Genomic DNA, 13,742 nt, shown 5'->3' with positions numbered 1-13,742 from the left:
CCCCAGAATGTCGATCTTCCTGAGCAAGGACAGCCGCGTCGTCGTGCAGGGCATGACCGGCGCCGAAGGCGGCAGGCACACCGCCCGCATGGTCACGGCGGGCACCAACGTCGTGGCCGGGGTGACGCCGGGCAAGGGCGGGCAGGTCCACCAGGGCATCCCGGTGTTCTCGTCGGTCGCCGAGGCGATGGATTCGACCGGCGCCGACGTGTCGGTGGTGTTCGTGCCGCCGAGGTTCACCAAGGGCGCGGTCCTGGAGGCGGTCGACGCCGGGATCGGGCTGTGCGTGGTGATCACCGAAGGGGTGCCCGTCCACGACAGTCTCGAGTTCCTGACCCTGGCCAGGCAGAGCAGGACCCGGATCATCGGGCCCAACTGCCCCGGCCTGATCTCGCCCGGCGCCTCCAACGCCGGCATCATCCCCGCCGACATCACCGCTCCCGGGCGCATCGGCCTGGTGTCCAAGTCGGGCACCCTCACCTACCAGCTGATGTACGAGCTGCGCGACATCGGGTTTTCCACAGCTGTGGGAATCGGCGGCGACCCGGTCATCGGCACCACCCACATCGACTGTCTCCAGGCGTTCCAGGACGATCCCGACACCGACGCCATCGTCATGATCGGCGAGATCGGCGGCGACGCCGAAGAACGCGCCGCCGCCTACATCGAGCAACACGTCACCAAGCCGGTCGTCGCCTACGTCGCCGGGTTCACCGCGCCCGAGGGCAAGACGATGGGCCACGCGGGCGCGATCATCTCCGGTTCCGCCGGCACCGCCCAGGCCAAGAAGGAAGCCCTGGAGAAGGTCGGCGTCAGCGTCGGCCGCACCCCCAGCGAGACCGCCCGGCTCATGCGCGCGCTGCTGGAGGCCGCATGAGCGCGCTCCGGTTCAGCGTCAACCTGTCGATCCTGTTCACCGAGCTGCCGCTGCTCGAACGCTTCGAGGCCGCCGCGAAGGCCGGGTTCGACGCCGTCGAGTTGTGGTGGCCCTTCGACGGCCCGCAGCCGTCGGAGCCCGAACTCGACCGGTTGCGAACGGCGATCGACGACGCCGGGGTGCGGCTCGTCGGGCTCAACTTCGACGCCGGGAACATGGCCGGGGGCGACCGCGGGCTGGTCTCCTCGCCGGGTGGGTCGGCCCGGTTCCGGGCCAACGTCGAGGTCGCGTGCGGGCTGGCCGAGTCGCTCGGCTGCCGGCGGCTCAACGCGCTCTACGGCAACGCCGAACCCGACGTGTCGGTCGAGGTCCACCGGGCGATCGCGGTCGAGAACCTGCTCTACGCCGCCGAGGTGGCCGACCAGGCGGGCGCGATGGTGCTGGTCGAGGCGCTCAACTCCTACGAGAGCCCCGACTATCCGATCGTCTCGTCCGAAGAGGCGTTCGGGCTGCTCGACCAGGTCGGCGTGGCCAACGTCGGCTTCCTGGCCGACCTCTACCACCTGCACCGCATGGGAGAAGACGTGCTCGACCTGATCGGCCGCCAGTGGGAGCGGTTCGGTCACGTGCAGATCGCCGACGACCCCGGGCGGGGTCAGCCCGGCACCGGCGCCATGCCCTACGACCGCATCTTCGCGCGGCTGGCCGCCACCGACTACGACGGCCACGTGGGCCTCGAATACCGTCCGGTCGGCCCGAGCGCCGACAGCTTCGCCTGGAGGAACGGATGAACGTCGGCTTCATCGGCCTCGGCATCATGGGCACGCCCATGGCCGCCAACCTCGTCCGGGCCGGGCACACCGTGATCGGCTACGACGTCAGCACCGCCCGGCTCGACGAACTGGCCGAGCTCGGCGGCAAGGCCGCGGCGAGCATCGGCGAGGCGGTCGCGCAGGCCCACGTGGTGATCACGATGCTGCCCGACTCCCCGCAGGTCGAGGAGGTCGTCTTCGGCGAGGGCGGCGTGCTCGACCACGCGCCCGCCGGGCTGCTCCTGATCGACATGAGCACCATCCGGCCCGAGACCTCGCGCCGGGTCGCGCAGGCGGCGGCGGTGAAGGGCGTACACGCCATCGACGCGCCCGTCAGCGGGGGTGAGAAGGGGGCGGTCGACGGCACCCTGTCGATCATGATCGGGGGCCGGGCCGAAGACGTCGAGTCGGCCCGGGAGATCCTGCGGGTGCTCGGCACCACGATCGTGCACGTCGGAGCCGCCGGGGCCGGGCAGACCGTCAAGGCCGCCAACCAGCTCGTCGTCGGCGGCACCTACGCGCTGGTCGCCGAGGCGATCGTGCTGCTGGAGGCGTCGGGCGTCGACCCGAAGGCGGGCATGGACGTGCTCGCCGGCGGCCTGGCCGGGTCGCGGATCCTGGAGCTCAAGCGCCACTCCATGATCGAGCGCAGCTTCAATCCGGGCTTCCGCATCGACCTCCACCACAAGGACATGGGCATCGCCACCGCCGCCGCCCGTGAGGCCGGGGTCGCGCTGCCGATGACCGCACTGGTCGCCCAGCTCATCGGGGCGGCCAGGGCCCAGGGCCACGGCGCGCTCGACCACTCCGCCCTGCTGAAAGTGATCGAAAGGATCAATTCGTGAAGCGGATCCCCTGCATGGAGGCGGCCGTCGCGGTGATGGAGAGCGAAGGCGTCGACACCGTCTTCGGCATCCCGGGCGCGGCCATCCTGCCGCTCTACGCGGCCCTGCAGCACAGCTCGATCAAGCACATCACGGTCCGCCACGAAGAGGGCGGCACCCACGCCGCCGACGGCTGGGCGCGGGTCACGGGCAACGTCGGCGTCTGCATCGGCACCTCCGGCCCGGCCGGCACCAACATGATCACCGGCCTCTACACGGCGATGGCCGACTCGATCCCGATGATCTGCATCACCGGTCAGGCGCAGAAGAGCAAACTCCACCAGGAGTCGTTCCAGGCCGTCGACATCGTCGAGATCGCCAAGCCGGTGACCAAGTGGGCGGTGCAGCTCAAGGAGCCGGCGCAGGCGGCGTGGGTGTTCCGTGAGGCGTTCCGCATCGCCCGGTCGGGGCGGCCGGGGCCGGTCCTGATCGACCTGCCGATCGACGTCCAGCGCGGCACCTGCCTCTACGACCCCGAGCTCGACGCGCCGCTGCCCGTCGACGTGCCGCAGCCGTTACCGAAGGCCATCGCGGCGGCGATCGACCTGCTGTCGGCCGCCGAGCGCCCGCTGATCCTCGCGGGCGGCGGCGTCGTCATCGCCGACGCCTCGACCGAGCTGCGTGAGCTGGCCGAGCACCTGCAGGTGCCGGTGCAGGTCACCCTGATGGGCAAGGGCGCTTTCCCGGAAGACCACCCGCTGTTCGCCGGCATGGCCGGCATCCAGACCCAGACCCGGTGGGGCAACGCGGCGTTCCTCGAGAGCGACCTGGTGCTGGCGGTCGGCGCCCGCTTCGGCGACCGGCACACCGGCGACCTCGACGTCTACCGCAAGGGCCGCCAGTTCATCCACGTCGACATCGAGCCGACCCAGATCGGCCGGGTCTTCGAGCCCGACCTCGGGGTTGTCGGGCACGCCCGGCCGACGCTGGCGGCGATGGCCACCGTGGCGCGCGCCCGCGGCAAGGCCAGGCGCCCGTCGGCGTGGGCCCACCGGGTCGGCGAACTGCGCCGCACGCTGCCCCGCCGCGACGACTTCGACGAGGTGCCGATCAAGCCGCCGCGGGTGTTCCGCGAGCTCAACGAGTTCTACGGCCCCGACACCACCTTCGTGACCGCCATCGGGCTCTACCAGATCTGGTCGGGCCAGTTCCAGAAGACCTACCTGCCGCGCCGCTACCTCGTCTGCGGCCAGGCCGGGCCGCTGGGCTGGGAGGTGCCGGCCGCGATGGGGGTGAAGTGCGCCCACCCCGACCGCGAGGTCGTCGTGGTCGTCGGCGACTACTCCTTCCAGTTCCTGATGGAAGAGGTCGCGGTCGCCGCGCAGTACCAGATCCCGTTCGTCATCGTCATGATCAACAACGAGTACCTGGGGCTGATCCGGCAGGCCGAGCTGCCCTACGACATGAACTTCGCCGTCGACCTCCACTACGGCGAGGGCGGCATCGACCACGTGAAGGCCATGGAGGCGTTCGGCTGCCCGGCCCGCCGCGTCGAGGAGCCCGGCGACATCCGGTCCGCCCTCGAATGGGCCACCGCCGAAGCCCACCGGTCACGGCTCCCGGTGCTGGTCGAGGTCATGGTCGAACGCGAGGCCAACGCCGCGATGGGCCCGTCGCTCGACGCCATCAAGGAGTTCGAGCCGCTGCCCGTGCTGGCCGAAGACATCGACTGGTCCGACTGAGAGGGACGACAGCCATGCCGCTCATGCTCAAGCCGGGCACGGCCTGGTCCGACGCCTACGGCCGCTGCGTCGACCTGGCCCCCGAGGCGTTCAACGACGACCGCGTGCTCAACCACTGGGGAGGCATCTGGCACCGCGACGGCCGCACCACCCCCTCCGTCACCCCCGTCGACGGCACCTCCATCGCCGGCCCGCCCCGCCTCGACCGGTCGGCGGCGGCGCGGGCCGTGCACGCGTCCGTCGACGAACACCGCCGCTGGCGGCACACCCCCGTCGCCGAACGCGCCGCCCGGGTGTCGGCCGCGCTCGACGCGATGGAGGCCCACCGCGACCTGCTGTCGCTGCTGCTGGTCTGGGAGATCGGCAAACCGTGGAAGCTCGCGACCGCCGACGTCGACCGCTGCATCGAGGGCGTCCGCTGGTACGTCGGCGAGATCGCCCGCATGACCGACGGCCGCGTCCCCTTGAGCGGCCCGGTCTCCAACATCGCCAGCTGGAACTACCCGATGAGCGTGCTGATGCACGCCATGCTGGTCCAGGTCCTGGCCGGCAACGCGGCCATCGCCAAGACCCCCACCGACGGCGGCCTGTCGTGCCTGACCCTGGCGACCGCACTCGCGGTCCGCGAGGGCCTGCCGCTGACCCTCGTGTCGGGCAGCGGGTCGGAGTTGTCGCGGGTGCTGGTGCGCGGCCAGGAGATCGGCTGCGTGTCCTTCGTCGGCGGCCGCGACACCGGCGGCCAGGTCGCCACGTCGCTGGCCGACCTCGGGCGACGGCACATCCTCGAACAGGAGGGCCTCAACACCTGGGGGGTGTGGGAGTACAGCGACTGGACCACGCTGACCGGTCAGATCCGCAAGACGTATGACTACGCGAAGCAGCGGTGCACGGCCTACCCGCGTTTCGTGGTGCAGCGGTCGGCGTTCAGCGAGTTCCTGGCCGCCTATCTGCCGGCGGTGCGGGGGGTGCGGTTCGGGCACCCGCTCGCCGTGGAGTCGGCCGACGACCCGCTGCCCGAACTCGACTTCGGGCCGCTGATCAACAACGCCAAGGTGAAAGACCTCACCGATCAGATCGACGAGGCCGTCTCGAAGGGCGGGGTGCCACTGTTCCGGGGGGCGCTGGATGACGGGCGGTTCCTGCCGGGGCAGGACATCTCGGCCTATCTGGCGCCGGTGGCGATCCTCGCGCCGCCCCGTTCGTCGCCGCTGTTCCACGCCGAACCGTTCGGCCCGGTCGACACGGTGGTGCTCGTCGACACCGAAGCCGAACTGCTCGCGGCGATGAACGCCAGCAACGGCGCTCTGGTGGCGACCATCTCCTGCGACGACACCCGCACCGCCTCACGCCTCGCCTCGGAGGTGCGGGCCTTCAAGGTCGGCCACAACACACCCCGGTCGCGGGGAGACCGGGAGGAACTGTTCGGCGGGTTCGGCGGGTCGTGGCGGGGGGCGTTCGTGGGGGGCGAACTGCTGGTCCGTGCGGTGACGCAGGGGCCCGCCGATGAGCGGTTGCCGGGCAACTTCGGCAACCAGACGCTGTTACCGGCGTAGCGGGCGTGGCCTGGCGGCGGAGTTCAGCTCGGGGCCGACCCCGCCGCCAGGCCACTCGCCGAGGGTCGTCGCGACAGCGAAGCCGCGCCAGGCCGAACGCCGCTTCCCGAAACGTTTCCGCTGATAGGGCCGGCGAACAGCTTCTCACTTGGCGTTCGCTCATTTCATGCCACCTCCTCGCCGCAGTCAGGCCCGACTCTGCTGGTCGTGCTCACGCGGTCCGTCGCTGATCTCCTTGTGCGGGCACAATGCTTTTCCGTTACGGCTCCGCCTGGTCGGCACCGCCCGCCGTTCAGGGTGCCGGCCGGTGAGCGGCGGCAACCGGCCGCTCCAAGCCGCGCCGTTTCGCCTTGTGTCCAGGCTGTGCGTTCTAAGGCGCGTCGTTTCGGGGTGCGTTTCGGGGTGCGTCGTTTCGGGGTGCGTCGTTTCGGGGTGCGTCGTTTCGGGGTGCGTCGTTTCGGGGTGCGGTGCGTGAGCCCGCCTCAGGCCGCGTAGCCACGAGCCTTGCGGGCAGGTGCCCTGCCAGAACGGCAGGATCGGCTACCTGACCTCAGGCGGCAGCTCCCGTAAGCCTGCATCCCGTTCAGCCGAACATCGGGTTCTCCGGGATGTCGGCCTTGGCGTAGATCTGGTGGGTCACGCCGTTCTTGAAGACCGTCAGGTCCACCAGTTCCAGCCCGAGCCGCTCCCCGTCGTCGAAGAGCCGCTTCTTGCCCTCGCCCACGATGATCGGGTGGACCAGCAGCCGCAGTTCGTCGAGCAGGCCCTGCCGCAGCAGCCACATCACCAGGGTCCCGCTGCCGGTGATCGAGATGTCCTTGCCCTCGCCGGCCTTGAGCTCGCGGATCTTCGCGGCGACGTCGCCGGAGATGATCGACGAGTCGGCCCAGGTCGTCTCGGTCAGGGTGTCGGAGACGACGTACTTGCGGACGTTGTTGATGAAGCTGGAGAACGGCACCTCGGGGCCCTGGGAGGGCCAGTAGCTCTGGAAGTCGGTGAAGGTGCGGCGGCCGAACAGGACCGTGTCGGCGTTGGCGACGGTGCCGCTGACCGCTTCGCCCATCTCGTCGTTGAAGTAGGGGAAGTGCCACTGGTCGGGTGCCTCCACGACGCCGTCGAGGGAGATGAAGAGGCCCGAGATGATCTTCCGCATGTCTGCTCCTTTGGGGTGATCAGCCCCCCTGGGGGGCCGGTATCCGTAGCCTCTCACCGACAACTTTTCTTGTCAAGGAAAAAAGAGTGTTCGGAGAGAACGCCGGTGTCTTCGGGTGTTCACCCATCCGTCCGGCGGGCAGAAATCGGATCATGGCCATGGTTGAGCCCCACGACATCCGGTCCCTGCTCGCCTCCGAGATCCCCGACGCCGCCCTGGTCGTCGACGACGGCCGGGTGCGCATCGTCAGCGAGGAGCATGCTCACCACGCCGCCGTCGTGGTCACGAAGCAGACCCTCGTCGACAAGCTCGACGCCGGCGGCATGACCCCCGACCAGCTCACCGACGACCACGTCAAGCACATGGCCGCCGCGCTCGATCAGATCGCCCAGAAACCCGGCGTTTAGCCTCGCTGCGGTCATTCGGGCTTTTCGGGTGATTTACTCGCCCTTGCGACACTCCAGCCGTGAAGATCGTGCGGCTCGCCAACTTCGTCACCGCGACCTCTGGTGGGCTGCGCACCGCACTGGCCGAGCTCGGGGCGGGGTACGCCGCCGCCGGGCATGAGCCGTTCCTGATCGTCCCGGGATCGATCGCGTCGGTGCGGGAGTCGGAGTCGGGGCTGGTCGTCACCCTTCCCGGGCGGATCGTGCCGGGGGCCGGCGGCTATCAGGTCATCACGGCGCGCGGCGCGGTCCGGCGGGTGCTCGAACAGATCAAGCCCGACCGCATCGAGGTCTCCGACCGGTCGACGCTGCGGTGGACGGGGCGCTGGGCGCGGGAGCGCGGGATCGGGTCGGTCATGGTCTCGCACGAGAGCCTGGCCGCGCTGGTGCCGCCGCTCGCCGATCCGCTGAACCGGGCCACCGCGCGGGCTTATGACACCGTCGTCTGCACGACCAACTGGGCGGCGGCTGAGTTTCGCCGCATCGGCGCGCCGAACGTCGTCCATGTTCCGCTTGGCGTGGACCTCGATCGGTTCACGCCCGACAACTTCGATCAGGCTACCCGCGACCGGCTGGCGCGCCGCGATGAGGTGCTGCTGGTCGTCTGCTCCCGGTTGTCGATCGAGAAGAAACCCCACCGGGCCGTGGACGCCCTCGCGGAGCTGCGGCGACGCGGGGTGAACGCGGTGCTCGCGGTGGCGGGCGAGGGGCCGCTGCGGGGCCGGCTGGAACGCCGGGCCGCGGGACTGCCGGTCAGGTTCCTCGGACATCTCACCGACCGGGCCGGTCTTGCCGCTCTGCTGGCGACCGCCGACGTCGCCATCGCCCCGGGGCCCGCCGAGACGTTCGGGCTGGCCGCGCTGGAGGCGCTCGCCTCCGGCACCCCGGTGGTGGCCGATCGGCGCAGCGCCCTCGGGGAGGTCGTCGGCCTGGCGGGGAGATGCGTCTTCGGTCATCCCGGTGCCTACGCCGACGCCGTGCAGGAGCTGCTCGGCCACGACGACCGCCGGGATCTGGCGCGGCGACGCGCCGAACGCTTCAGCTGGGCCGCCTCCGTGGCCGGATTCTTGAAGGTGCACTCGACATGAGGGTCGCCGTCATCTCCGAATCGTTCCTCCCCCAGGTCAACGGGGTGACGAACTCCGTCTGCCGCCTGCTCGACCACCTCGCCGCCAACGGCCACGAGGCGCTCGTCATGGCACCCGACCCTGGGCCGGCCAGCTACGCGGGGTTCCCCGTCGTGGCGACGCCGGCCCTCGCCCTGCCCTTCTACCGCGACTTCCGCGCCGGGTTGCCGAGCCGCCTGGTGCTGCGCACGTTGCAGCGTTTCCGGCCGGACATCATCCATCTCGCCTCCCCGGCGGTGCTCGGCGCGTCGGGGATCCGGGCCGCGAGCCGCCTCGGCATCCCCGTCGTCGCGGTGTTCCAGACCGATCTGGTGGGCTTCGCCCGCCAATACGGGCTGCGCGTCGCCGGGCCGTTCATCTGGCGGCGCCTGCGGGCCATCCACGGCGCGGCCGCCCGCACGCTGGCGCCGTCGAGCGCGACGCTGAACGAGCTGCGCGCCAACGGCATCCCCCGGCTGGCCCGCTGGGGGCGCGGCGTCGATCTGACCGGGTTCCACCCCGATCGTCGTTCCGAGGTCCTGCGTGCGGAGCTGGCCGCCGACGGCGAGGTCGTCGTCGGGTACGTCGGCCGCGTCGCCGCCGACAAGCGGGTGCACCTGCTGGCGGGGGTCGCCGACATCCCGGGCGTGAAACTCGTGGTCGTCGGCGACGGGCCGGCCAGGGAGGCGCTCGGGAAGCTCATCCCGCGTGCCGTCTTCACCGGGCTCAAGACCGGGGCGGCGCTGCACGAACTGGTCGCCTCGTTCGACGTGTTCGTGCATCCGGGCGGCAACGAGACCTTCTCGCAGGCGGTGCAGGAGGCGCTCGCCTCCGGGGTGCCGGTGGTGGCCGCCGCCGCGGGCGGACCGCTCGACCTGGTTCGCGACGGCCGTACAGGACTGCTTTACAAAGCCGACGAGCCCGCGGCGATGCGCGGCGCGGTCGAACGGCTGGTCGCCGACGCCGACCTGCGGCGGCGGATGGGCGAGGCGGCGCGGGCGTCGGTCGAAGACCGGACCTGGAACGCCGTCTGCGCGGAACTTCTCACGCACTACCGGGAGGTGCTGCTCGAAACGGGCGTGCGCGACGACCTAGTGTTGACGGATGGCCAAGGGTGAAGAACGTGACGGCGTCGAGCTGACCAACCTCGACGTGCAGCTCTTCGACGGCGCGAACGCGACGAAGCGCGACCTGATCGACTACCTCGACGCCGTCTCGGCGCGGATGTTGCCGGGCCTGCGCGACCGGCCGCTGTCGGTCATGCGGGTCAGGCCCGGCCAGCCGCCCTTCATGCAGAAGAACCTGCCCAAGTACGCCCCCGATTGGATCCGCACCGAGGAGATCTGGGCCGAGGCGTCCAAGCGGGAGGTGCACTATCCGGTCTGCGACGACCGGCGCACCCTGTTCTGGTTCGGCAACCAGCGTGCGGTCGAATACCACGCGCAGCTCTACCGGTCGTCGGGCGAGCCGCACCAGACCCACCTGGTGCTCGACCTCGACCCGCCCGAGGGCGCGGGCTTCGACGTGGTGGTGAAGGCCGCCGCGCTGGTCCGCCAGGCGCTCGCCGAGACCGGCCTCGACGCGGCGGTGAAGACGAGCGGCTCGAAGGGCGTGCACATCCTGGTGCCGCTGGCCGGCGCCCCGTCGTTCGAGGACGTCGCCGCCGCGACCCGCGCCCTGGCGGTCCGGGCCGAGAAGCTGGGGCCCGAGATCGCGACGACCGCGTTCATCCGCGAAGACCGCGAGGGCAAGGTCTTCCTCGACTCGACCCGCGCCGGCGGCGCGACCGTCGTCGCGGCCTACTCGCCCCGCATCAGACCGGAGGTGCCGGTCTCCCACCCCGTGGCCTGGGACGACCTGGAGTCGGTCACCCCGGCCGACTTCACGATCAAAACCCCGCTCCCGGACGAGGACCTCTGGGCGTCCCTGATGCCCGAACCTCAGACCCTGCCCGCCGACCTCATCGAACACGGCCACACGATCCCGGTGGCCCGGGTCCAGGCCATGCACGAGGGCAAACGCCGCGCCAAGGCCCGCCGAGAGAGCTAGCGGCCCGGGCCCATCCGCCGGCGACCCGCCGGCCCGGGTTCAGGTCAGGCACGAGGGCGAACCCGCACCGAAGGCCGGCGGCGGAGCGTCGCCGCGCGTCATCAGGGCGAGCGCGCTCCCGGCCGGGTCGCGGTCTCAGTCGGCGAGCCAGTGGCCGTGGAAGCCGCGCGGCACCCTGCGGGGCAGGTGGACCGAGGCGACGTGGGTGAGGTCCTGCGCGTCGAGGACGAGCAGGTCGGAGCCGTGGTCGGTGAAGACGAGGGAGACCAGCCAGCCGTCGTCCTCCGCGCCGCCCCTGGGCACGAAGACGGCCTCTCCCGGGCCGGTCGCCTCGTGGGTCTGGACGGCGCCGGAGGTCAGGTCGTACTTGACGATCTCGTCGCCGCCCGCCGCGTAGACGTAACGCCCCGGGAGGCCCGTGTGGGCGTCGTTGATGGTCGGGAACTCGATGGTGCGGTCGTCGAGCTGTTCCTCCCTGGCGGTGGTGCCGGAGATGGTCCAGCGGTGGAGGCGTGAGCCGATCACCTCGTGGGCGGGGTTGGGGCTGCCGCTGATGTGGCCCCACATGCCGGTGAAGGTGCCGGGGGAGTAGCGGACGGCGTCCAGGACGATGTTCCCGGCGGCGTCCTCGCGGGCGTTGCCGACGTGGAAGACGTAGCAGGGGTCGACGTCGACCCAGGTCACCGGGCCGCCGGTCTTGCGCATGTAGCCGATGCGGGCGCCGTAGTGGTCGTCCCAGCGGTAGGGCATGCCCTGGGCCTGGAACGCCAGGTCGAGGTCGAACACGACCGGCAGGTCGAGCCAGACGACGTGGTTCTCGGTGATCGCGAAGTCGTGCATCATGGTCGGCCCGGGAACGGGGATCTCGCGGCTCTCGACCAGGACGCCGTCCTTCGACAGGCGGTGGTAGGTCAGGAAGGGCGCGAAGAAGCCGTAGCCGAAGAAGTGGAGGTCGCCGGTGACCGGGTCCTCCTTCGGGTGGGCCGTCATGGCCGTGGTCAGCCGGCCGCCGAAGTCGACCGGGCCGATCGTGTCGAGCTCGGGGCTCATCTCGTAGGGCAGGCCGGCCTCGACCAGGGCGTAGATCCGGTCGTCGTGCCGGATCACGTTGGTGTTGGCCGGGACGACCGCCAGGTCGAATGTGCCCTGGTCGTCGACGTAGACGCCCTCTTTGGTCTTGACCCACCGGTTGCGGTACCACTCGGCCCGGCCGTCGCGGAGCCGGACGCCGTGGATCATGCCCGGCCCGGTGAACCAGTGGCCGGGGTCCTGGCCCGGCAGCGGGTTGGGGCCGTTGCGGAAGTAGCGGCCGGTCAGCTCGGGCGGCAGGGTGCCGGTGATCGGCAGGTCGAACGCCTCGATCTCGTCGGGGACCGGTGCGAGTTGTCCTTCCAGGTACGTCTTCGCCATGTCGCGCTCCTCTGACATTCCTATGATGACATGTCGAAGGTAGACGTTCCATTGGAGACATGTCAACGAGGGAAGGTAAGGTTCGACGCATGAGCCTGCGCCACGCCCTGCTCGGGCTCCTGTCAGAGGACCCCGCGAGCGGCTACGACCTGCTGAAGCTCTTCGAGAACTCGCTCAACAACGTGTGGCCGGCGACGCAGAGCCAGCTCTACGGCGAGCTCGGCCGCCTCACCGACGCCGGGCTGATCACGGTGCGGTCGGAGGGGGCCCGGGGGCGCAAGGAGTACGCGGTCACCGACGCCGGGCGTGCGGAACTGCGCCACTGGCTGCTCGACGTGCCGCCGGCGCCGATCCGGCGCTACGAGATGCTGCTGCGGGTCTTCTTCTTCGGTCAGATCTCCACCGACGACGCCGTCGCCTACCTGCGCGAACAGCAACAGGCGGCGGCGGAGGAGGGCGACCGGCTGGCCGAGCTGGCCAAGATGATCGAGCCCCACCACGACAACTTCACGGTCTACGGACGGCTGGCCCTGGAATGGGGGCTGCGCTCCAGCCGCCTGCACCAGGAATGGGCCGAGTGGGCCATCGCCGAGGTGCGGGCCCACGACCCGACGGCGAACACCGATCCCTGCTGATCAGCCGAGGATCCTGCGCAGCCGTTCTCTCGCCGGGCCGTGCAGCCGTGACAACCAGCGGGTCAGCACCTTCTCGCCGAACCCCTCGATCAGCACCTTCTCCTCGTGGGGCATGAGGTCGCCCTCCAGGCGTTCCTCCACCGCCGGGAGCAGGTCGTCGGCGAACGGGGCCGCCGTGCGGAGCACCAGGTCGCGGCTGACGTTCTGCTCGACCCAGTCGGGGGGCGCGTTCACGAAGCCGCCCAGCGGGCCGGCGATCATGCGCTGCAACGCGGGCACGCAGCGCGGGTCGCCCTGCTTCACCAGCACGCACATCGCGATCTCGCCCAGGTCGGGGTCGTCGGCGAGCTCGGCCACCCGGTCGAGGTAGCCCGGTTCGTCGATCCAGGCCACGATGTTGCGCAGCGCCGCCTGCCGCACGCTGAAGTCGGGGTGGTCGGTCAGCGCCAGCACCAGCGGGCCCAGCGGGCGGCCGTGGTCGCTCTGCGCGGCCAGCCCGGCCGCCTCCCAGCAGCAGGCCGCCGGCGGGCGCTTGCGGCTGAGCAGGATGGTCAGCAGGCGGCCGAGCGCCTCGGGGCGGCAGCGCAGCCGCTCGCACACGACGCCGGTCACCGTGTCCCATTCGGGGTCCATCCACGGCAGGCGTTCGGCGCAGTTGGCGACGCCGTTCTCGGCGCACAGGGAGAGGGCGGCGACCGACGCGTCGTCGGTCTCGCCGGCCCGGATCAGCAGGCCGAACGCCGCGCCGAAGCGCAACTCGGGATGTTCGGAGCGCAGGTAGCCCCGGACGAACGGGACCTGCGCGGGGTGCCGTGACAACGCGACCAGGGTGGCGATCCCGGCGGCGGTGTCGGGCTCGACCTCCATGTGGCCGCGCAGCACCGGGCCGAGGGCGGGGTCGGGGACGTACGAGAGCACGAAGGCCACCACCCGGCGCAGCCCGGGTGACGGGTGGTCGAGCAGGGCGAGCAGCCGGGGCACGTCGTGGGTCACGGCGGCCAGCCGTTCGGGCCATCCCCCGGAGGGTGACGCGTCGACCTCGTCGGCGAGCCAGCGCAGACCGGCGGCGCTCGCGGTGCCAGGTTCGTCGCCCGAGGTGCCGAAGTCCCGGACGACGTCGTCGGCGGCGAACACG

The 13,742-nt window shown here is 71.0% G+C and carries 13 protein-coding genes and 1 pseudogene; 11 read left to right on the top strand and 3 right to left on the bottom strand.

All coding sequences use genetic code 11. From position 1 onward, the window contains the following. Nucleotides 1-7 precede the first annotated feature (7 nt). The 6 genes and pseudogenes from sucD to AW274_RS42910 form a co-directional block, all read left to right on the top strand. On the top strand, nucleotides 8-877 hold the full coding sequence (gene sucD, locus AW274_RS06405; protein ID WP_062430179.1) for a succinate--CoA ligase subunit alpha: 870 nt from the start codon (nucleotides 8-10) through the stop codon (nucleotides 875-877). Next, a complete protein-coding gene (locus AW274_RS06400; RefSeq protein ID WP_062430178.1) occupies nucleotides 874-1,668 on the top strand; it encodes a hydroxypyruvate isomerase family protein in 795 nt (264 codons plus the stop codon). The genes sucD and AW274_RS06400 overlap by 4 nt, the downstream gene beginning before the upstream one ends. Next, complete coding sequence (locus AW274_RS06395; protein ID WP_062430177.1) at nucleotides 1,665-2,534, top strand: 2-hydroxy-3-oxopropionate reductase; 870 nt, start codon at nucleotides 1,665-1,667, stop codon at nucleotides 2,532-2,534. Before AW274_RS06400 ends, AW274_RS06395 begins: the two co-directional genes overlap by 4 nt. Before the next feature lie 14 nt (nucleotides 2,535-2,548). Continuing rightward, nucleotides 2,549-4,255 carry a glyoxylate carboligase gene (gene gcl / locus AW274_RS06390; protein WP_062430176.1) on the top strand — a complete coding sequence of 569 codons (1,707 nt, stop codon included), beginning with the start codon at nucleotides 2,549-2,551 and terminating at the stop codon, nucleotides 4,253-4,255. 14 nt (nucleotides 4,256-4,269) lie between these two features. Beyond that, complete coding sequence (locus tag AW274_RS06385; protein ID WP_062430175.1) at nucleotides 4,270-5,808, top strand: aldehyde dehydrogenase family protein; 1,539 nt, start codon at nucleotides 4,270-4,272, stop codon at nucleotides 5,806-5,808. A 404-nt stretch (nucleotides 5,809-6,212) separates the two neighbouring features. Continuing rightward, nucleotides 6,213-6,356 (top strand): annotated as a pseudogene (locus AW274_RS42910) (pentapeptide repeat-containing protein); the annotation flags it as partial. 35 nt (nucleotides 6,357-6,391) lie between these two features. Here the strand turns inward: AW274_RS42910 and AW274_RS06380 are convergent. Continuing rightward, nucleotides 6,392-6,961, bottom strand: coding sequence for a dihydrofolate reductase family protein (locus AW274_RS06380; protein ID WP_062430174.1), 570 nt, complete (start codon nucleotides 6,959-6,961; stop codon nucleotides 6,392-6,394). A gap of 152 nt (nucleotides 6,962-7,113) precedes the next feature. Here AW274_RS06380 and AW274_RS06375 point away from each other — a divergent pair, with 152 nt between their 5' ends. The 4 genes from AW274_RS06375 to AW274_RS06360 are packed head-to-tail and all read left to right on the top strand — an operon-like array spanning nucleotide 7,114 to nucleotide 10,562. Beyond that, nucleotides 7,114-7,368, top strand: coding sequence for a hypothetical protein (locus AW274_RS06375; RefSeq protein ID WP_157519837.1), 255 nt, complete (start codon nucleotides 7,114-7,116; stop codon nucleotides 7,366-7,368). 59 nt (nucleotides 7,369-7,427) lie between these two features. After that, nucleotides 7,428-8,495, top strand: coding sequence for a glycosyltransferase (locus AW274_RS06370; RefSeq protein WP_062430172.1), 1,068 nt, complete (start codon nucleotides 7,428-7,430; stop codon nucleotides 8,493-8,495). Next, nucleotides 8,492-9,631 carry a glycosyltransferase family 4 protein gene (locus AW274_RS06365; protein ID WP_062430171.1) on the top strand — a complete coding sequence of 380 codons (1,140 nt, stop codon included), beginning with the start codon at nucleotides 8,492-8,494 and terminating at the stop codon, nucleotides 9,629-9,631. Before AW274_RS06370 ends, AW274_RS06365 begins: the two co-directional genes overlap by 4 nt. After that, on the top strand, nucleotides 9,618-10,562 hold the full coding sequence (locus tag AW274_RS06360; RefSeq protein ID WP_062430170.1) for a DNA polymerase domain-containing protein: 945 nt from the start codon (nucleotides 9,618-9,620) through the stop codon (nucleotides 10,560-10,562). The genes AW274_RS06365 and AW274_RS06360 overlap by 14 nt, the downstream gene beginning before the upstream one ends. A gap of 135 nt (nucleotides 10,563-10,697) precedes the next feature. Here the strand turns inward: AW274_RS06360 and AW274_RS06355 are convergent, their stop codons facing one another. Next, nucleotides 10,698-11,972, bottom strand: a complete 1,275-nt coding sequence (locus AW274_RS06355) for a carotenoid oxygenase family protein (protein ID WP_232320017.1) — start codon at nucleotides 11,970-11,972, stop codon at nucleotides 10,698-10,700. An 89-nt stretch (nucleotides 11,973-12,061) separates the two neighbouring features. On the opposite strand from AW274_RS06355, the gene AW274_RS06350 reads away from it, so the two are divergent. After that, complete coding sequence (locus AW274_RS06350; protein ID WP_062430168.1) at nucleotides 12,062-12,607, top strand: PadR family transcriptional regulator; 546 nt, start codon at nucleotides 12,062-12,064, stop codon at nucleotides 12,605-12,607. On the opposite strand, the gene AW274_RS06345 is transcribed toward AW274_RS06350, so the two are convergent. Continuing rightward, entirely contained in the window at nucleotides 12,608-13,741 is a 1,134-nt protein-coding gene (locus AW274_RS06345) for a hypothetical protein (protein ID WP_062430167.1), read from the bottom strand. It lies immediately after the preceding gene. Nucleotide 13,742: the final 1 nt, after the last annotated feature.

Origin of the sequence: Herbidospora daliensis, from assembly GCF_001570585.1 — a bacterium.
Classification (GTDB): domain Bacteria; phylum Actinomycetota; class Actinomycetes; order Streptosporangiales; family Streptosporangiaceae; genus Herbidospora; species Herbidospora daliensis.
The sequence above is the reverse complement of the archived record's forward strand: the minus strand, read 5'-3'. Positions and strand labels throughout refer to the sequence as shown.